The sequence below is a fragment of the Edwardsiella anguillarum ET080813 genome (genome assembly GCF_000264765.2).
Classification (GTDB): domain Bacteria; phylum Pseudomonadota; class Gammaproteobacteria; order Enterobacterales; family Enterobacteriaceae; genus Edwardsiella; species Edwardsiella anguillarum.
This window is the reverse complement of sequence record NZ_CP006664.1, coordinates 879,076-897,933: the sequence shown is the minus strand read 5'-3', so window position 1 is coordinate 897,933 and position 18,858 is coordinate 879,076. Positions and strand designations below refer to the sequence as shown.

Annotated in this window: 15 protein-coding genes; 5 read left to right on the top strand and 10 right to left on the bottom strand. The window is 59.9% G+C overall.

Annotated features, from left to right (window positions below):
• The first annotated feature begins 18 nt into the window (after nt 1-18).
• Both dgt and degP read left to right on the top strand, forming a co-directional pair.
• Nucleotides 19-1,542 (top strand): dGTPase, encoded by a 1,524-nt coding sequence (gene dgt, locus ETEE_RS04175; protein ID WP_034165521.1) that lies wholly within the window; start codon nt 19-21, stop codon nt 1,540-1,542.
• A 222-nt stretch (nt 1,543-1,764) separates the two neighbouring features.
• Nucleotides 1,765-3,180 carry a serine endoprotease DegP gene (gene degP / locus ETEE_RS04170; RefSeq protein ID WP_034165522.1) on the top strand — a complete coding sequence of 472 codons (1,416 nt, stop codon included), beginning with the start codon at nt 1,765-1,767 and terminating at the stop codon, nt 3,178-3,180.
• A gap of 118 nt (nt 3,181-3,298) precedes the next feature.
• On the opposite strand, the gene ETEE_RS04165 is transcribed toward degP, so the two are convergent.
• From ETEE_RS04165 to ETEE_RS04125, 9 genes are all read right to left on the bottom strand, one after another.
• Nucleotides 3,299-3,982, bottom strand: a complete 684-nt coding sequence (locus ETEE_RS04165) for an ABC transporter ATP-binding protein (protein ID WP_034165523.1) — start codon at nt 3,980-3,982, stop codon at nt 3,299-3,301.
• Nucleotides 3,979-5,640: an ABC transporter permease gene (locus ETEE_RS04160; protein ID WP_034165524.1), complete on the bottom strand. Its 1,662-nt coding sequence runs from the start codon at nt 5,638-5,640 to the stop codon at nt 3,979-3,981. The genes ETEE_RS04165 and ETEE_RS04160 overlap by 4 nt, the downstream gene beginning before the upstream one ends.
• Nucleotides 5,641-5,653: 13 nt before the next feature.
• Nucleotides 5,654-6,700: an extracellular solute-binding protein gene (locus tag ETEE_RS04155; RefSeq protein ID WP_081854083.1), complete on the bottom strand. Its 1,047-nt coding sequence runs from the start codon at nt 6,698-6,700 to the stop codon at nt 5,654-5,656.
• Nucleotides 6,701-6,902: 202 nt separating this feature from the next.
• The gene (emrB, locus tag ETEE_RS04150) at nt 6,903-8,438 is read right to left on the bottom strand and encodes a multidrug efflux MFS transporter permease subunit EmrB (protein ID WP_034165525.1); all 1,536 of its coding nucleotides are present in this window, start codon (nt 8,436-8,438) and stop codon (nt 6,903-6,905) included.
• Between the two features lie 17 nt (nt 8,439-8,455).
• Nucleotides 8,456-9,631, bottom strand: a complete 1,176-nt coding sequence (gene emrA / locus ETEE_RS04145) for a multidrug efflux MFS transporter periplasmic adaptor subunit EmrA (protein ID WP_034165527.1) — start codon at nt 9,629-9,631, stop codon at nt 8,456-8,458.
• Between the two features lie 343 nt (nt 9,632-9,974).
• On the bottom strand, nt 9,975-10,493 hold the full coding sequence (gene mprA, locus ETEE_RS04140) for a transcriptional repressor MprA (protein ID WP_034165528.1): 519 nt from the start codon (nt 10,491-10,493) through the stop codon (nt 9,975-9,977).
• Nucleotides 10,494-11,102: 609 nt separating this feature from the next.
• Nucleotides 11,103-11,588 (bottom strand): DUF1198 family protein, encoded by a 486-nt coding sequence (locus tag ETEE_RS04135; protein WP_034165529.1) that lies wholly within the window; start codon nt 11,586-11,588, stop codon nt 11,103-11,105.
• Nucleotides 11,589-11,740: 152 nt separating this feature from the next.
• Nucleotides 11,741-12,265: a Dps family protein gene (locus tag ETEE_RS04130; RefSeq protein WP_012849587.1), complete on the bottom strand. Its 525-nt coding sequence runs from the start codon at nt 12,263-12,265 to the stop codon at nt 11,741-11,743.
• Between the two features lie 154 nt (nt 12,266-12,419).
• Nucleotides 12,420-13,298 carry a LysR substrate-binding domain-containing protein gene (locus ETEE_RS04125; protein ID WP_034165531.1) on the bottom strand — a complete coding sequence of 293 codons (879 nt, stop codon included), beginning with the start codon at nt 13,296-13,298 and terminating at the stop codon, nt 12,420-12,422.
• A 107-nt stretch (nt 13,299-13,405) separates the two neighbouring features.
• Between ETEE_RS04125 and ETEE_RS04120 the strand changes: the two genes are divergently transcribed.
• Together ETEE_RS04120 and ETEE_RS04115 are read left to right on the top strand one after the other, a co-directional pair.
• Nucleotides 13,406-14,398 carry a TDT family transporter gene (locus ETEE_RS04120; protein WP_174434928.1) on the top strand — a complete coding sequence of 331 codons (993 nt, stop codon included), beginning with the start codon at nt 13,406-13,408 and terminating at the stop codon, nt 14,396-14,398.
• 245 nt (nt 14,399-14,643) lie between these two features.
• Nucleotides 14,644-16,113 carry a sensor domain-containing diguanylate cyclase gene (locus ETEE_RS04115; protein WP_034165533.1) on the top strand — a complete coding sequence of 490 codons (1,470 nt, stop codon included), beginning with the start codon at nt 14,644-14,646 and terminating at the stop codon, nt 16,111-16,113.
• A 639-nt stretch (nt 16,114-16,752) separates the two neighbouring features.
• On the opposite strand, the gene ETEE_RS04110 is transcribed toward ETEE_RS04115, so the two are convergent.
• Entirely contained in the window at nt 16,753-17,460 is a 708-nt protein-coding gene (locus ETEE_RS04110; RefSeq protein ID WP_034165534.1) for a ribonuclease T2 family protein, read from the bottom strand.
• Nucleotides 17,461-17,901: 441 nt separating this feature from the next.
• On the opposite strand from ETEE_RS04110, the gene uilS reads away from it, so the two are divergent.
• Nucleotides 17,902-18,762 carry a UilS family quorum-quenching N-acyl-homoserine lactonase gene (uilS, locus tag ETEE_RS04105; RefSeq protein WP_034165536.1) on the top strand — a complete coding sequence of 287 codons (861 nt, stop codon included), beginning with the start codon at nt 17,902-17,904 and terminating at the stop codon, nt 18,760-18,762.
• Nucleotides 18,763-18,858: the final 96 nt, after the last annotated feature.

Below are 18,858 nucleotides of genomic sequence, written 5' to 3'. Positions count from 1 at the left end.
CACGGTGGGAGATTCACCATGAGCATCGATTTTGCGTCCAAACTCAGTTACCAGCGTCCCCTGCGCTCGGCGGAGGAGGCGCTGTTCCTGCACGGCGCTTACGAGATCGGACGCCAGTTTGAGAGCGATCGTGGACGTATCATCAACTCGGCGGCCATCCGCCGCTTGCAGCAGAAGACCCAGGTGTTTCCGCTGGAGCGCAACGCGGCGGTGCGTTCGCGCCTGACGCACTCGATGGAGGTTCAGCAGGTGGGGCGGCATATCGCCCGGGAGATCCTGCACTGCCTCTCTAGCCAGGGGCATATCGTGGAGCTGGGCCTTGCGGACTACACCGACGCCTTTGCAAGCTGCGTCGAGATGGCCTGCCTGATGCATGACATGGGCAATCCGCCCTTCGGCCACTTTGGCGAGGCGGCCATCAAGGCCTGGTTCAGCCGCGCGCTGGGGGTCAGCGCCGATGGCCATAACCGGCTGGACGATGCGGCCTGTCAGGTGGCGTTCCTGCGCCGCGACGGGCAGGATGCCGAGCTAGATACCCTGCGCGCCCGTCTGCGTATCGACCTGAGCAACTTTGAGGGTAACGCCCAGTCTATCCGTTTAATCCATACCCTGCTCAAGCTGAATCTGACCTATGCCCAGACCGCCTGCGTCTTAAAGTACACTCGCCCGGCCTACTGGCAGGGGCCGCTGCCGGCGGGCTTTGACTATCTGATGAAAAAGCCCGGTTACTACTGGGCAGAAGAGGCGTTTGTCGCGCAGCTGCGCCAGCAGGTCGATCTGCTGCCGTATCATCGCTTTCCGCTGACCTATATCATGGAGGCGGCGGATGATATTTCGTACTGCGTGGCCGATCTTGAGGATACGGTCGAAAAGCACCTGCTCAGCGTGGAGCAGCTGTACGCCCTGCTGAAGGAGGAATGGGGGACGGTGACCAGCGGCGATCTGTTCAGCGTCACCGTGCAGGATGCCTTCGAGCGCTGCAATAAAAAATACGGTCGGCGCAGCGCTGACGATATCTTTTTTATGTATTTGCGGGTGAATGTAGTGAAGCGTCTGGTTCCCTATGCCGCCGACTGTTTTTTAAATAACCTGCAACACATTTTTATTGGCGCATTTAATGAGCCGCTGCTGTCCGCCGGGGCTGAAGAGTATCGGCTGCTGAATATATTTAAACAGGTTGCGCTGAAGCACGTATTCAATCATTTCGAGGTCGAACAGCTGGAGCTGCAGGGGTATCGGGTGATTAAGGGACTGCTGGATATTTATAGTCCGCTGTTGGCCATGCCGCAGTCGGATTTTCTGCGCCTGGTACGCGACGATCGCCACCCCGACTACCTGATCGAGACGCGGCTGTTTCACAAGCTCTCCGTGAAGCATCGCTTGGCCTACCGGGAGGCGGTGGACGGCCTGGCGGCGTTTGACGGTGCCCAGCTGCAGGTGCGGGAGTATTATTATCGGGCGCGCCTGATACAGGACTATATCAGTGGAATGACGGATTTATATGCCTATGATGAGTATCGCCGGCTGATGGCGGCGGAATAATCATCTGCTGGATATATCGCGCGCATACGCTGGCTTTGTAAAGTCGGGCGTATAAATATTTACGCTTCCTTGACTTTATCGCGGTGAACTTCATTTCAGTTTACTACTCTTAGTAAACATAATATCACCGTCTCGGTGATAGCGGCGCCGTCTGGCGCAACGCCGTTCAGCGCCGCTGAATGAATCTGTTTTATCGTTGCTAATACGAGAGAAAATCGTGCTATGAAAAAAACCACTTTAGTATTGAGTGCCGTTGCATTGAGTCTGGGAATGGCGCTGAGCCCGATGTCGGCCAGTGCGGCAGAGACCTCTTCCGCCACCACCGCCCAGGCGTTGCCGAGCCTGGCACCGATGCTGGAGAAAGTGATGCCGTCCGTGGTCAGCATCAACGTCGAGGGCAGCGCGACCGTCAATAACAGCCGCGTGCCGCCGCAGTTCCAGCAGTTTTTTGGCGAAGACTCTCCGCTGTGCCAGCCGGGCTCGCCGTTCGGCGGTTCGCCGATGTGTCAGGGCGGCGGCAATGCGCCGTCCAAAGAGCGCTTTAAGGCGCTGGGCTCCGGGGTGATTATCGACGCGGGGAAAGGCTATGTTGTCACCAACAACCACGTCGTGGCTAACGCCGACAGCATTAAAGTGCAGCTGAGCGACGGCCGCCGCTTCGACGCCAAGGTGATCGGCACCGATCCGCGCACCGATATCGCGCTGATTCAGCTGAAGGATGCCAAGAACCTGACTGCCATTAAGATGGCGGACTCTGACAATCTGCGGGTGGGCGACTATGCGGTGGCGATCGGCAACCCCTACGGGCTGGGTGAGACCGTCACCTCCGGGATCGTTTCCGCGCTGGGCCGCAGTGGCTTGAACGTGGAAAACTACGAGAACTTTATTCAGACCGACGCGGCGATCAACCGCGGTAACTCCGGCGGTGCGCTGGTGAACCTGAACGGCGATCTGATTGGGATCAATACCGCGATCCTGGCGCCGGACGGCGGCAACATCGGCATCGGCTTCGCCATTCCGAGCAACATGGTGAAAAACCTGACCGGTCAGATGGTGGAGTATGGCCAGGTGAAACGCGGTGAGCTGGGGATCATGGGGACCGAGCTGAACTCCGAGCTGGCGAAGGCGATGAAGATCGACGCCCAGCGCGGCGCCTTCATCAGCCAGGTGCTGCCGAAGTCAGCCGCCGCGAAGGCCGGGCTGAAAGCCGGTGATGTCATCGTCTCCCTGAACGGGAAGAACATCTCCAGCTTCGCCTCCTTCCGCGCTGAAATCGGCACCATGCCGGTCGGCAGCAAGCTGGCGCTGGGAATTATCCGCGACGGTAAGCCGATGAACGTGGAGGTGACCCTGGAGCAGAGCGCGCAGAGCCAGGTGGCCTCTGACAACATCTTCAGCGGTATCGAAGGGGCCGAGCTGAGCAACGCCGCCGGTGGCAAGGGCGTGAAGGTGGATAACGTGAAGAAAGGCTCCACCGCCGCGCGTATCGGCCTGCAGAAGGGCGACGTGATCCTGGGCGTGAACCAGCAGGCGATCGCCAACATCGGTGAGCTGCGTAAAATTCTGGATGCCAAGCCGCCGGTGCTGGCGCTGAACATCCAGCGTGGCGACAACACCCTGTATCTGCTGATGCAGTAATCGCTCCGCACACCGCCTGACATCGGGCGGCGCATCTGGAAAAACAAATACCCCGTGAGCGTACTGCCCACGGGGTATTTTTTTATCCGCACCTCACCGTGGCGGCGGCGCGCGTGGGTTACGCCGCGTCGGCGCAGCTCAGCGCCTGACCGTGGGCGATATGCAGGATCGGGCCGCCCATCGTGCGCGCCTCCTGGGCGCTATGGGTCACCAGCAGCGCGGTCTGTCCGGCGGCGGCGAGGATCGCCCGCACCTCTTGTCCTAAGCGTTCGCGGGTGCCCTCGTCCAGGCTGGAGAAGGGCTCATCCAGCAGCAGGATATCCGGCTGGGGGGCCAGGGCCCGCGCCAGGGCGACGCGCTGCTGCTGGCCGCCGGATAGGGCGTGCGGGTAGCGTTCGCCGATCCCTGACAGCTCGATCAGCTGCAGCAGATCGGCGACGCGCGTCCGCTGGACGGCGCGCGGCTGGCGACGCAGGCCAAAGGCGATGTTCTGCGCTACGGTCAGGTGCGGGAACAGCGCGTAGTCCTGAAACACCATGCCGACGCGGCGCAGCTCCGGCGCCAGGTGCTGCTGTGGCGATGCCACGCAGCGCCCGGCGATGCGGATGCTGCCGTGGCTGAGGCGCTCAAATCCGGCGATCGCGCGTAGCACGGTGGTCTTACCGCTGCCGGAGGCGCCGAGCAGGCAGGCCAGCGTCCCCTGACGCAGAGACAGGGAGAAACCGTTCAGCACCGGCTGGGCACCGGCGCCCGCGCCATAGCTGACGTGCAGATTATCCAGGCATAAGGCCATTTCGTTCATCGCGACTCTCCCGCGTGTTTTAACTGGTTGCGTACCAACAGCGTCATGGGTAGGGTGCCGGCCAGTACGATCAGCAGCGCCGCGATGGCGCCGTCTTCGTAGGTGCCGCGCGCGGCCTCGGCATACAGCAGGGTCGCCAGCGTTTCCACGTTGACCGGACGCAGCAGCAGGGTAATGGGCAGCTCTTTCATGACGTCGGCGAAGACCAGCAGCGCGCTGCCGATCAGCGCCGGCCGCAGCAGCGGCAGGTGTATGCGCCAAAAGGTAGCTCCCTCTCGCTCGCCCAGCGAACGGGCCGCCTGCTCCAGCGATGGGGCGATACGCGCCAGCCCGGCGTCCAGCGCGCCGAGGGTAATGGTCTGAAAGCGCAGGGTGCAGCACAGAACCAGCAGCAGGCCGCAGGAGAACAGCGGCAGACCGCGTATCTCCAGCGCCGTCGCCAGCCAGGCATCGGCGCGCAGCGCCGGCGGCATAAAGCCAATGGCCAGAATGGTGCCCGGTACGGCATAGCCCAGCGAGGCGAGGCGCAGGGTGATCCGGCGCAGCGGCGGCGTGGGCGGCGCCAGCGCCCGAATACGCGCATACCAGCTCAGCGCCAGGCTGATCGCCACCGCCAGCAGCGTGACACCCAGCGACAGCAGTAGGGTATTGCGCAGCGCCGCCAGCAGCTCGGCGGAGAGCAGGGTCTGGCTTTCCAGCCGCTTCAGGCTCTGCCAGATCAGGTGCAGCAGCGGAATGATAAAGCCGAGCAGCAGCGGCAGCGCCGTCGCGGCGCTGAGCAGCCAGGCGCGCGCGCCGCGCAGGGGCTGCGGCTGCAGGGTGCGCAGGCCGCGGCCCGCATAGCGTTGGCGCCGGCGTCCGTATAGCTCCAGCGTCAGCAGCAGGAAGATAAATCCCAGCATCATGCAGGCGATCTGGGCGGCGGCGGCGATGTCTGAACGGGTGATCCAGGTGGTATAGACGGCGACGGTCAGGGTCTGCACCCCAAGGAACTCCGAGGCGCCGAGATCGTTCAGGGTCTCCAGCAGCGCCAGGCTGATGCCGACCGCCAGCGCCGGCCTGGCCATGGGCAGCACGACGCGCAGAAAGGTACCGCGCCCGTTTTCGCCGAGGGTGCGCGCCGCCTCGAGCAGGTGTGCGGGCTGGCTGATGAACATCGCCCGCATCGTCAGATAGATATAGGGGTAGAGTACCAGGCTAAACAGTACGATGGCCCCGGCGACGCCGCGAATATCCGGCAGGCGGAACTGGCGCGGGCTGTCATAGCCGAGCAGCAGGCGCAGCGCGCTCTGCAGCGGGCCAATCGGGTGCAGCAGATCCAGCCAGGAGAAGGCGACGATGTAGGTTGGCATCGCCAGCGGCAGCAGCAGTCCCCAGCTCAGCAGGCGCCGCCCGGGGAACTGAAAGGCGCTCACCGCCCAGGCGCAGCCGACGCCGATGGCGCCGGCCAGCAGCGCTACCCCGGCCAGCAGCAGCAGGGTATTCAGCGCGGCCTGCGGCAGGACATAGCGCCACAGATCGCGCCAGTGCTGAACCCCACCGTCGGCGGCCAGCCACAGCAGCGAGAGCAGCGGCGTGACCGCCAGCAGGGCGACGCTCATCGCGCCCAGCGCCAGCGGCGTCGGGCGCGGCAGGGCGTCGCGTATCCGGAGGCCCATCGGGGGCCATCGCTTACTGATCGAAGCCAACTTTATCCACCAGCAGGCTGGCCTGTTTACGGTGTTTGACGATCTCGGTCAGCGGCAGCGGATCCGGGGTAATGGTGCCAATGGCGTCGGCGATGGTTGGGTCCAGCGCCACGCCCTGGCGCACCGGGTATTCGTAGTTGGCGCGGGCATAGCGCTGCTGGGCTTCTGGGGAGACCAGATACTCCATCAGCTGTACGGCGGCCTGACGGTTTGGCGCATGGCGGGCCACGGCGGCGCCGCTGATGTTGACGTGGGTGCCGCCGTTGGCGAAGGTCGGTCTGATCACGTCGATCGCCTCGCCCCATTGGCGGGCATCGCTGCCCGGCTTGGCGTTTTTCAGGTGTCCCACATAGTAGGAGTTGGCGATACCGATATCACAGATGCCGCCCAGAATATCGCGCGCCACGTCGCGATCGCCGCCGGTCGGCTTACGCGCCAGATTGGCCTTCAGCGCCCGCAGCCATTGCTCGGTTTTGGCTTCGCCCTGATGGGCGATCATCGCTGCCACCAGCGCGGTGTTGTAGGGGTGCTGGCCCGACCGCATGCAGATGCGGTTGTGCCACTCCGGCTTGGCCAGATCCTGATACTGCAGCGTACGGCCGGGGAGATCCTTGGCGATGTAGAGTACGCGGGCGCGCATCGATAGCGCGAACCACTGGTTGTCGCTGCCGCGCAGGTTGGCGGGGATGGCCTGGGTCAGCGTTGCGGAGTCGACCGGCTGGGTGACGCCCGCCTCGACCAGATCCAGCAGATTACCGGCGTCGACGGTCATCAGCAGATCGGCCGGTGAGTTGGCGCCTTCGGCCTTCAGTCGCTCCAGCATTCCGTCTTTGATATAGACGGTGTTGACCTGCACGCCGCTCTGCTGTGTCCATCCCTCCAGCAGCGGTTTGATCAGACCCGGTTCCCGGGTGGTATACAGCGTCAGCGAGCCGTCGGCGGCGGCGGGCAGAGCGCTGAGGCCAAACAGCAGGCCGGCGGCACCGAGCCGCAGCCAGGCGGTAACGGCGGTGGATAAGCTACGCATCATCGGTTTTTCTCCTGGTCAGCGGGCCTGCGCACGACGTTCGGCGCCGCCCTAGGGAATGAGATAGTAAATGATAATTACTTTTAATTTCAATTTAATTCTGTTTATCGTCAACGAGAGCCCCAGGTCGAGGGGATGGCAGGGAAAAAACGTTAAAAAAAACCGCCCAGGATGGGCGGTTGAGAGAGGCACGTGGCGCATTGGATCAGTGGGCGCCGCCGCTGTCGCCTGCGCTGGAGAAGGGGGGCTTGGCGAACCAAATCAGTATCAGCAGCACCAGGAAGACGCCGGCCGAGGCCCAGAAGATCTCGTTTGCCGAGATGATCAGGCCCTGGGCGGTGATGTCCTGGGCTATCAGGGCGGAGGCCTGGTGGCTGTTCAGCCCCAGCTTTTCCATTTCGCCATAGGCCTGCTGGGCGACGGGATTATACGGGGTGATCGATTCGGCCAGGTGGGTATGGTGCAGCGCTTCGCGCCGCGTCCACAGCGTGGTGGTGATCGAGACCCCGATCGAGCCGGCCAGGGTACGGCAGAAGTTGCTCAGGCTGGAGGCCGCGGCGATGCGCTCCGGCGGCAGACCGGACAGGCTGATGGTGGTCAGCGGCATAAAGAAGCAGGCCACGGCAAACCCCTGGACAAACTGCGGCCAGGCCGAGGCGCCAAAGTCCATGCCTGGCTCAAAGCTGTAGGCACGCCAATAGAAGCAGACGGCATACATGATGAAGCTGAAGGTGACCAGCCGTCGCATGTCGAGCCGGGCGCCGAAGCGGCCGATGATCGGGGAGAGCAGCACCGGAATTAACCCTACCGGCGCCGAGGCCAGTCCGGCCCAGGTGGCGGTATAGCCATACACCTCCTGCAGCAGCTGCGGCAGCAGCACGATGGCGCCAAAGTAGAGCATGTAGGCCAGGCTGATGCACAGGACGCCGATGGTAAAGTTGCGGATCTTGAACAGCGAAAGATCTACCACCGGGTGATCGTCCGTCAGCTCCCAGATCAGCAGGAAGATCAGCGACACGACGGCGATCACCGTCAGCAGAACGATCTCCGGCGAGTTAAACCAGTCCAGCTCCTTGCCTTTGTCCAGCATCACCTGCAGGCAGCCGACGCCCAGCGCCAGCAGGATCAGGCCGACGGTATCGATAGGCTTATGCTCGATGCGCGTCTCTCGCCCTTTCAGGGTCGACATGCTCACCAGCACCACGCCGATCCCCAGCGGCACGTTGATAAAGAAGATCCAGCCCCAGTGGTAGTTGTCGCTGATATAGCCGCCGAGTATAGGCCCACAGATCGGGGCGACGATCACCGTCATCGACCAGAGGGCCAGCGCCATGTTGCGTTTGGCGGGGGGATAGTTACCGAGCAGCAGACTCTGAGAGAGCGGGATCAGCGGCCCGGCGACCAGTCCCTGCAGCACGCGGAACAGGATCAGCATCTCCAGGCTTTGAGATATCCCGCACAGCCAAGAGGTCAGGGCGAAGAGCCCGGTTGACCACAGAAATAGCCGCACCTCGCCAAAGCGCTTGGCCAGCCATCCGGTGATGGGGATCGAAATGGCGTTGGCCACCCCAAACGAGGTGATGACCCAGGTTCCCTGAGAGTTGGAGGCGCCCAGGTTTCCGGAGATGGTCGGGATGGCCACGTTGGCGATCGTGGAGTCCAGCACCTGCATGAAGGTGGCCATCGACAGCGCGATGGTCACCCAGGCAAGCTTGGCTCCCTCAAGCGGTTTTTGTTGCACAGTCACCTCGGCGCAGATTAAGCGGCATTGGCCTGGATGATCCCGGCGATCTCGCGATTCACCGGCGCCAGATCCAGCGTCAGCACATTGCTCTGGTAGGCCGGCGTCTTACGCACCTGTTGGGCTAGCACCTCGCCGCGGGTATTGGCGGTGTCGACGGTGACCAGCGTGGAAAGCCCGATGCGCAGCGGATGCTGCGCCAGCTGCTGAGGATCCAGCTCAATGCGTACCGGCAGGCGCTGCACGACCTTGATCCAGTTGCCGGTGGCGTTCTGCGCCGGCAGCAGAGAGAAGGCGCTGCCGGTGCCCATATCCAAACCGGCCACTTTGCCTTTAAACACCACGCCGTCGCCGTACATATCGCTGACGACGGTGGCCGGCTGGCCGATACGCATATTGGCCAGCTGAGTCTCTTTGAAGTTGGCGTCTATCCACATCTGGCTGGCTGGGACGATGGCCATCAGCGGCGTGTTGGGGCTGATTTGAGCGCCGACCTGTACGCTGCGTTGGGAGACATAGCCGGTTACCGGGCTGCGGATCTGGGTACGCTCCAGCGCCAGCCAGGCATCGCGCACCTGGGCAGCGGCCTGCAGCACCGCCGGCTGTTTTTCCAGCGGGGTATTCAGGATCAGCGCCTGATTAGCGTTGTACTGCTGGACCGCGACGTCCAGCGCGGCGCGGGCGCTCTCCATGGCGTCCTGCGCATGCTGCAGCTCCTCGCGGCCAATGGCGCCGGAGCGGCTCAGCGCCAGACGGCGCTGGTAGTCGCTGCTAGCCTTACTCAGTGCCACCTGACTCACGGCGATGTTGGCCTGGTACTGCTTGGCGTTGACCATCAGCTGGTGGGTCTGGCGTACGCTGTTGGCCAGCGCGGTTTTCGCCCGCTCATAGGCCTGCTGGGCGTCGGTTTTATCCAGCGTGACCAGGATGTCGCCCGCCTTCACCAGATCGGTGCCCTCAAAGTTAACCCGGGTTACGCTGCCGGAGACCTGGGCGTTGATCTGTACCAGGTTGCCGGTGACATAGGCATCATCGGTCTCCTGGTGGTGGCGCAGAACGATAAACCAATAGACCAGGTAGGCAGCGGCGATCAGGATGAACACGCCGGTCATCCCTAGCATCCAGGTTTTACGTTGTTTCTTTTTATTGGGTGCAGGCGGCAGGGTTGCCTGTGTCGCCAGGTTTTCACTCATGGTGTTTCTCCGCATTTCCTCTTGGAACCATAGTCATATGATGGGTATTGCATGTCGAATTTTCCCCGCGCGCACGCTGATAACCACCGTCGCCGTGCCGCCGGCGTTGGGCAGCATAGGAGAGTGGGCGGAGGAATGAAAAGATAGATCGTCTTAACCGCGCATTGAAACAGACACGGATACACATCGTCTGGTGGATACGTGCGCTGTGCGGTCAGAGAAAGAGCGATTGTACATTCTGGATGGCGGGTCAGACCGCGCGTCGTTCGGCGCTGCCCCGAGGGCTGGCGATACAAACGCGCGATCGTCTACGTAACGGTAAGCATAATCTCAGGTGAATGGCTTACTGTGGCAATCCGGACTGTTCCATCTCTTCAATGCGCGATAACAGCTTACGAGTCAACACTTCCAGCTGCTGCTGCTCCTCCTGAGTCAGCGTTGACCATAAGAAGTGTAGACACTTATGCTGCGGCGGAATGATCTCGGCCAGAAATGCCTTGCCTGCCTCCGTCAGGTGCAGATGCAGGCAGCGGCGATCGTTGTCACTTTCGCGGCGCTCGATCCAGCCGCGCTTCTCCAGCTCATCGGCGATACGGGTCGCGTTAGTACGCGATGATCCCAGCGCCGCGCTCAGCTCGGAGGGTTGAATACTATAGTCTTCCTGCGCATCCAGCGTAATCAGCGCCATGAACAGCGTTTCATTAATCCCTTGTTCTTTCAGCATCTTGTTGCGATTTTCCAGCAACTTATTCTGCATATGCATGCACAGACGGGTCAGCAGAATCTCCTGATAGGGAAAATCCAGCTGTCGCTTAGCGCGCTGCTTTAGCATCTCTTCGATTTGAGTGATAGAACGTGGCATTGGATCATGACCTCATTAGTTTCATTGGGTATAGTAACTTTGGTTATCAGTCTTGTAAACGATGTTTCTGAGAAAAAAGTGAAGCCGCGTGCTAATAAATTTAATGGCGAAATCATAACGGCATTAATGAATTTTTTTAATGATCTCTTACGCAAGGGCGCACGGAGACTGCCGTGGGCGCGGGAGCGCTGCGGATGCCACAGTGCCGTCAGGCGACGCTCGTCTGCCGGACGGAGTGGGAAGTGTGCGTGTGAGTTATACATTTTTTCACTGTTATTGAGTTAGGCCAGTAACTCTTTATTTTTATAAAAAATGTCCTTACTGATGGCACCGGGTCGATCGGCCGGCACAGGCATCCGCCGTGGACGCCTGGGTATTGCACCGCCGTCATGGCCATGACGGCGGTGTCGGTTCAGGGAGCCATGCCCACGGGAAACGGGTACGCCGCAGTACGACGCGACGACCTTGTTCGAGGAGAAAACGCACGGATTGAACCATATCGTTAATTAGTTAGTGTGAGAATGAAAAGTTCTGGTTTTTAATATGCAACAGATTACATGTCAGATTTGTGACATGTGCCGCAAGAAACGTTAACGGCCCTTATTATAGTCAACGGAAATGGTCAAGGATGTAGACATTATCACCATTTTCTTCTGTCTCCAGCGCCTGCGGTGCAAACAATTGCTGATAGCGCAGGCGGAATGCCAACATTTCATCTGTATCTGGCTCCAGATCGCGTAAAAAATCGAGCGTCAGACGCACCTGATGCGGGCTGATATCGGCGTTAAAACCGGCCTTGCGCAGCAGTGAGCGCCAGTAGCGCAGGTTGTCGTCGTCACCGTTAACGATAAACGTTTGATAGATGAGTAACACCACCGCGCCATTATTGAGGTGAGATTCACCGCCGCACTGCAGATAGCGGACAAATGCCTCCCCCTGCGTCTTCCCCATCTGGCTGAGCAGCGACTCGACGTGCACGGGCTCGATATTCAGACGCTGGGTCAGGCGTTGGCAGGCCCGTCGGGTGGGGGTATTGAGAACGCGGAAGCCGGCGATAAACACCAGTGCCAGCGTGGCGAGCATTAACCAAATCATGCCGGTCTCCGGGAGTGACAGTCGCTCCATCATACGGATAAAGGGTCGGTTCAGCCAGCGCAGGGGGGAGACAGGGCACGCAGCGCCCTACGAAAGTACCACGCAGGAAAACGGCGCCGCAGAGGGCGCCGTGACAGCGACAATAAACGATCTTATGCGCGGCGGCAGGCTTCAAACAGGAACCAGACGCGGCGTTCAGTTTCGTCGATCCAGTTTTCGATCAGGCTGGCGCTGGAGATGTCGTGATACTCATCGCAGACCGCATGGGCGGCGCGCAGCTCAGCGGCGACCTGTTTGTTGTCTTCACACAGCTCGGCCAGCATGTCGATGGGATCGACGTACTCGGCATCGTTGTCCTTAATGCGCTGCATCCGGGAGATTTCGCCGATGGAGTGCAGGGTATTGCCGCCAACTTTACGTACGCGTTCAGCAATATCATCGGTCATGGCAAACAGCTGTGCGCTTTGCTCGTCCAGCAGCAGATGGTAGTCGCGGAAATGCGGGCCACTCATATGCCAGTGGAAATTCTTGGTTTTCAGGTAAAGGGCAAAAATGTCGGCCAGCAGTGCGTTCATTGCTGCGCTGATTGCTTTGGTTGCCTCATGGCCCAGATCGGTTGGCGTGGCCAGGGGAAGGCGTTGGCGTGCTTGGACGTCGCTTTTTTTAACCGTGCTCATCTTGATCTCCTTAGAATTAGATAATCAAAGCAGCAGTAGTGCTCAGTACCCAAGCAGTATAGATCATTCAACGTCAGTGTGGATTTATTTGTAATACAAAGAGTTTCAAGTAGATGCGGCCAGTAATCGTTACACGGGCGTGTATGGCGCCCGCCTAAGCTGACCAGTGACGGCAAAATTCAAGCCATAGATTTAGGGTGGGGGAGATATACTTGCTGCGCTGCAGGCACAGGGAGAAACGGCGGCTAAAGCGCGGTTCGCAGGGGAGGATACAGAACTGCCCTGCGTACAGCGGCTGCTCCAGCATGCGGCGGGAAATAAAGGTAATGCCCAGATTGTTTTTGACGCACGCCAGGATAGCGTCAAAGGCATCCAGCGACAGCACCACCTGTGGGTTGTCCAGGCGGGGCGCCAGCTGGTGGTCAAAGAATGCCCGGCTGGCTGAACCCGCCTCGCGCAGCAGCCAGCGCTCCCGGCTGAGCTGCGCATAGCTCAGCGGGCCCCGTCCGGCCAGCGGGTGTTCAAGGCTCGCGACCACCACCATCTCATCCTCCAGCCACGGCTGGCTGATTAGCGCAGGGTCGGTGACCGGCCCCTCCAGCAGCGCCACATCTAGCTCAAATCCGGCCACCATGCCGGCAATGCTCTGGGTGTTGGCGATGATCGGCAGGGGCAGCCAGCCGTAGCGCAGCTGGAATGCGCTGAGCAGCTCCGGCAGCAGATAGCTGCCGATGGTCTTGGTGCAGCCGACCATCAGCCGAGTATCGCCGTTGCCATTGTTGAACAGACTCTCCACCCCCTGCATCCGGGTCAGCAGCTCGTCGGCCACCGGCAGTAGGCGCTGTCCCTCATGGTTCAGCAGCAGGCGGGCGTGCTGGCGCTCAAACAGCCGCACCTCGAGCTGGTTTTCCAGCTCGCTCAGGGTTTGCGACAGGGCCCCCTTGGTCATAAACAACTGCGACGCCGCCTGGGTCAGGGTGCCGCTGCGGGCAATGGCGACAAAGACGCGCAGCTGTTTGAAGGTGATGTTCATTGTTTAGGTTTCCTAAACCAATGGTAAGAAATTTATTGATTTTTTAAATAATATCCTGTGGCTATAGTATGCGCCATAGAAACAATGAAAAACGTAGAGGTGTTCAAGTGTTAAGATTAATTCATCGCAAGGTTCGCAGCATGCCGACGCCGGCGGCTGGATTGGCTCTGGGTATTGCCAGCATTGGCTGGGGATTGGAAAACGCTCTACCGTTGCACGGCATCGGACAGAATATTGGCGCGCTGATCGCTGCCGCGATCCTGCTGGCGTTGACCGTTCGCTTTATTTTTCACCCCGACACTCTGATGCAGGATATTAAGCATCCGGTGGTGGGCAGTATCGTACCGACCTTCGCCATGGCGACGATGGTGGTCTCCGTGGCCGTAGGCCACTACTTTCCCCGCGTAGGGCAGGGGCTGTGGTTGGCGGCGGTCGCGGTACACCTGATCGCGCTGGCGCTGTTTTTCTTCCACCGCGCCCGTGAGCCGCGCATGCACCATATGGTGCCGAGCTGGTTCGTGCCGCCGGTCGGTATCATTGTCGCCGATGTCTGCTGCCCTGGCGCCGCCTTTATCCCGTTCGCACAGGTCCTGCTGGTGATCGGGATGGTCAGCTACCTGATCATGCTGCCGCTGATGATTTACCGCTTCATGTTCTGCAATGAGGTGCCGGATGCCGCGAAGCCGACGATCGCCATTATGGCCGCTCCGGCAAGCCTCTCTCTGGCCGGCTACCTGACCGTCGTTCAGCAGCCGTCATTACTGATCTGCGCCATTCTGCTGGGGATCGCCCTGCTGATGACGGTCGTGATTTACTGCTCCTTCTTCCGTCTGCTGCAGCTGCCGTTCAGCCCGGGCTATGCGGCCTTTACCTTCCCTATGGCCATCGGCGCCACCGCGCTGTACAAGATGTCCCATCTGGTTGCCCAGTATCCGGGGGCGGCGGACTACGCGGCGCAGCTTCACCTGATGGCGACGGTAGAGGTGGCGGTGGCCACGGTGATCATCGCCTATGTCGCCCTGCGCTATGCCCACAACTACTGGCTGCCGGGTCTGCGTCTGGCCGGCAAGAACGATACAACGTTTAACAACGTGGCTTAAGGTGTGGAATATCGTATGAAGAGCAACTGCATTAACGTCGTACCCTTGATGGCTATCGTCCTATTTATCGGCTGTACAGCTTGGGCTCTGTTTCTTTAAAACTGTGATGACTCTGTAAGTGTTCTGTCGTATTCCCCGGCCCACTGCGCCGGGGTTTTTTTTATATTCTCCCCGCCCACAGCAGCCGCCCCGGCTGTTCTATAGTAATAAAGTGATATCCCCCGATGTCCTGAAGGAGAGAGGCCGTGAACGACAGCGATCCGCAGCTGGCGCGTTACTCCCCCGAGCTGGTATCCCTTACCTCGCGGCAGCATGACGCGGGCGATGAGGTGTACCACCATATCCTGGGGCTGGGGCTGAAGATCCTTAACATGCAGATCGGGGTTATCAGCCGGGTGAACAATCGGATCGCCAGCGTCGTCTTTCAGTATCCCGCGCTCGCGGGGCTGCAGGAGGGGCACCATCTCGCGCTCGCAGCGGGCTTCAGCGCCAGCGTGGTGGATCAGAGGACGCTGGTCGTGCAGACCGCGGTCTCCGATGCGCAGCGTCAGCGCCTGCCGCCGCCCTACCGCGCGCTTCCCGTTGCCAGCTATATCGGTATTCCGCTGACGGTGGACGGCGAGTTTTACGGCCTGCTGGAGCTGCTGTCACGCAGTGGACGTAATCGCCCCTTCAGCAGTGGACAGATCGCCTGCGTGCGCTTTATGGCCAGCAGCATCGGCCATATGCTGTATCAGGCGACGCTGCTCCAGCGTAACGCGCAGCTGCTGCGGGAGAATCAGCGTATCAATGAGATCATTGATAAGGCGTTTAAATACGCGGCGATTGGGATGGCGTTGGCATCGCCGGAGGGCTACTTCCGACGGGCCAACCGCACCTTTTGTAAGATGCTGGGATACAGCGAGGCGGAGATGCTGCATACCAGCTTTCAGTCGATAACCCATCCGGATGATCTGGCGCTGGATTTGCAATACCTGCAGGATCTGGCACAGCGCCGCATTGAGTTTTACTCGGTGGAGAAGCGCTACCTGAAGCGGGATGGCGCCTATCTGTGGGTACGTCTGAGCGTATCGGCCATTTTTGAGCAGGATGTGGTGCTGTTTTATATTTCACAGATCCAGGACATTGGCGCAGATAAAGTCGTGCTGCAGGCGCTGGCCACCCAGCGTGAGCAGCTGGAGCAGCTAAACCAGGCGCTGACCCTGCAGGCCAGCATCGACTATCTGACCGGGATCCGCAATCGACGCAGCTTTGTTCAACGCTTTGCGCCGCTGCTGCAGCATGCCAGGTCGCTGGTAGCGCTGGCGTTGTTCGATCTGGACTACTTTAAGCATTACAACGATACCTATGGTCATCAGGCTGGAGATGAAGCGCTGATCTACTTTTCCAGTGAAATGCGTCGTCATTTTAAGGAGCCGGACAGCCTGATCGGCCGCTTCGGCGGCGAGGAGTTTATTGCGCTGTGCAGCGCTGATGGCCAGTGCGATATCTTAGAACGGCTGGATAAGCTGCGCGAGTCCCTGGATTACGGTAGCGATGAGTCCTTGCCGGGCCATCTCACTGTCAGCATCGGCTGCGTGCTGGTGCCACGGGAGTGTGTAACGCCTCAGTCATTCGATGTGCTGGTGCGCTACGCCGATGAAATGCTGTATCAGGCCAAAAATACCGGGCGTAACCGGCTGAAGCACCGCGTGCTCACGTCACTTAAGCGATAAATGGCGGCGCTATGGGGTGAGGCGATAGGGGTGGGGATTAACCCATGAACCACATGGGTCTGACTATGCTGATAGCGAATGTCCCATCTTGTGGGCCCCGGTTGTCTGCGTTGGCCCGTTGGCTCTGTTGGGCGTCGGAGTGTTATTTTGCCGCTCTGCGCTGCGTCGGATGTGGTTTTTTCTACGCCTTGCCTGAGTGCCGCCCGGTGGTTATGGCGTATCTTTGGCTGCTGGACCGTCACCGTGTGAAGAGGTACCGTTTATCTGCGTCCGTTAACCTCCAAGTCAGGGATGATGGTGATTCTCTCTGAGTTATCGCGTCAGCCCTGTTTTACCGAGTGACGGTGTACTGCGCCGCGGTATTCACCCCGGGGCCCTATGGCCAGGATATTCTCTTTACACGGTAGCTATCTTATTCCGGGGAGATAGCGGATTACCGTGGCTAAACTCCGGCGCGGCGTCACCCGGGACCGCGCGGCACTGACCGGCGCGCGCTGTCAGGTGCTTGGGCGGCGGCGTACAGGCCGCCCTGCGCGAGGGCGCACCGCCGGTGAGCCCACGCCTCGCCGGGATGCGCAGCGATGCCGCTCCGGCGTGGCGTTATGGGATTGGTGGTACGCCTTAGCGCGCATCGGGCGGCTACGGCGCGGGGATCCAGATCGCATCTAACGGGCAGGGGTCGCCTATCTGCAGCGTGGCGTCGCGGCCATCGGGTGCGCCCTGCCTGTCCAGCAGGTAAAACGCTTCAAAGAGATAGTGCCTGCCGCCGTGGGTTGCGCAGCGAAAGCGAACGTTATCGGGGAACCAGGCGCGCAGGGTGTGCAGAGAGACGGACTGTCCCATATGCTTTTTGAATTCATCGTCATATTTCACCGCCGATCTCAGCTGCGTAAAGCGGGTAAAATATTCCCGCTGACCGCTGCCGAGGCAGGTGCCGTGCTTACTCCACTCGTGCTTCATCAGCCCTTCGGGCTGGGCGCTGACGATTTTTCGGAACGCCGTATCCTGCAGCAGGGTGTCGATCACCTCCGGCAATAATGTGCAGCTGCTGCCCGTGGGGCAGCCGGGCGATTGGATACAGTGGGAGGGATGGCGGTTGGCGCTCCGCTCGGTAGAGAGGAAGTAGGGCCAGATCCCATGGGTATAAAAGTCGGCGCGGTAGGCTTTACACCCCGGCGCCGTCGGATTTAGCAGACAAAACGTGGGTTGCCAGGTGACGGCGTAAACCAGATAGTCGTAGGCGCCGCTGGGCAGGCCAGGAAGATCCTGCTCATCTTTATCCAGCGCATACAGGGAGCCGGAAACGCAAAGCAGGCTCAGTAACAGCAAATATTGAATTTGGCGCACGGTCGTCTCTCTCCGTCAGGTAGCCGTATAGCTTATTTCGGGTTTAGCGAAGCTCGGGTCATCACGCGATCGTATCCTTCGCGTATTGATGAATATCGAGGTACAGACTAACACTAAAAATAAAACCCTGTCTCAACGGAGAGGGTGAGAATTGGGATGATCGTTGATTATTGTGTAGAAATGCAAAGCTGCCACACTAATACTAAAGCGCGATGCCCGTCTTTACAATAAATCGTCCAGTATCGGGTTACCTCAAAATAAGTATATCGGCGCGGCGTCATCGCCGCGATTCTGGACACGTTTAGGCGTTATCTTACTGTTTTAATGTGATTGTCAACGAGAGCTAAACGGTGCTCTGGCGCTTATTTGATTTTCCTTGAATGCCTATCGTATTTTGGCCGATAGTAGTATTCCTAATAAAAAACGGATCGTTCCTGACTAATGCAAATATCAACTCATACCTTACCTGACGGTATTGCCCTGACCTGGTATCACCCCGCTGAGATGACCGCTTCCCCAGTGATTATTTTATGTCATGGATTTTGTGGTATTCAGCAGGCGCTATTACCCGCATTTGCAGAAGCCTTCGCGCAGGCTGGATTCTCTGCGCTGACCTTTGATTATCGCGGATTTGGCGCCAGCGCGGGAGAGCGTGGTCGTCTAGTGCCCGCTATGCAGACGGCGGATATTACAAGCGTGATTGACTGGGCGGCGGCCCAGCCGGCTATCGATGCCGGGCGCATTGGCCTGTGGGGCACCTCATTTGGCGGCTGTCATGTCTTTGCCGCTGCCGCCGGTGACGCCCGGGTGAAGTGTATTGTGAGCCAGCTGGCCTTTGCCGACGGCGAGGCCATGGTCACCGGGCAGATGACGGAAGAGGAGAAGGGCGCCTTTATCGCCTCTCTGCTGCGGATGGAGGAGAAAAAGAACGCCAGCGGTAAAGAGATGATGGTGGCCGTTACGCGGGTGCTGAGCGATGAGGAGTCCAAGGCTTTCTTTGCCGACTATCGGCTGCGTTATCCCCAGATGGATATCAAAATTCCCTTTCTGACGGTGCTGGAAACCGTTCGCTATCAGCCGGCGCGCTTTGCGGCGCAGGTACAGTGTCCCACGCTGGTGGTGGTGGCGGAACAGGATACGGTGAATCCCCCGCAGCAGGGGATCGCCCTGTTTGCCGCCGCGGGTGCCGCGACCAAGCGGTTGTATGTCGAAGAGGGAGCGCACCACTACGATATGTACGACGGTGAGCACTTCTGCCGCTCTCTCGCCGAGCAGCTGGCGTGGTTTAACGCGCACCTGTAATCAATTCAGGCCTTACCGCCGGGGTCTGGCGGTAAGGCGTTCGCGTCGCCGACATTATCGATAAGGGTACCTGACCGTATCATTGGCAATCTCTTT

What these genes read in the sequence shown, in the direction of transcription:
- emrA (WP_034165527.1), bottom strand. Translation starts at nt 9,631, where the DNA reads ATGAGTGAAAACCTGGCGACACAGGCAACCCTGCCGCCTGCACCCAAT.
- uilS (WP_034165536.1), top strand. Translation starts at nt 17,902, where the DNA reads ATGCAAATATCAACTCATACCTTACCTGACGGTATTGCCCTGACCTGG.
- mprA (WP_034165528.1), bottom strand. Translation starts at nt 10,493, where the DNA reads ATGCCACGTTCTATCACTCAAATCGAAGAGATGCTAAAGCAGCGCGCT.
- ETEE_RS04130 (WP_012849587.1), bottom strand. Translation starts at nt 12,265, where the DNA reads ATGAGCACGGTTAAAAAAAGCGACGTCCAAGCACGCCAACGCCTTCCC.
- ETEE_RS04155 (WP_081854083.1), bottom strand. Translation starts at nt 6,700, where the DNA reads ATGATGCGTAGCTTATCCACCGCCGTTACCGCCTGGCTGCGGCTCGGT.
- ETEE_RS04125 (WP_034165531.1), bottom strand. Translation starts at nt 13,298, where the DNA reads ATGAACATCACCTTCAAACAGCTGCGCGTCTTTGTCGCCATTGCCCGC.
- degP (WP_034165522.1), top strand. Translation starts at nt 1,765, where the DNA reads ATGAAAAAAACCACTTTAGTATTGAGTGCCGTTGCATTGAGTCTGGGA.
- dgt (WP_034165521.1), top strand. Translation starts at nt 19, where the DNA reads ATGAGCATCGATTTTGCGTCCAAACTCAGTTACCAGCGTCCCCTGCGC.
- ETEE_RS04160 (WP_034165524.1), bottom strand. Translation starts at nt 5,640, where the DNA reads ATGGGCCTCCGGATACGCGACGCCCTGCCGCGCCCGACGCCGCTGGCG.
- ETEE_RS04165 (WP_034165523.1), bottom strand. Translation starts at nt 3,982, where the DNA reads ATGAACGAAATGGCCTTATGCCTGGATAATCTGCACGTCAGCTATGGC.
- ETEE_RS04135 (WP_034165529.1), bottom strand. Translation starts at nt 11,588, where the DNA reads ATGATTTGGTTAATGCTCGCCACGCTGGCACTGGTGTTTATCGCCGGC.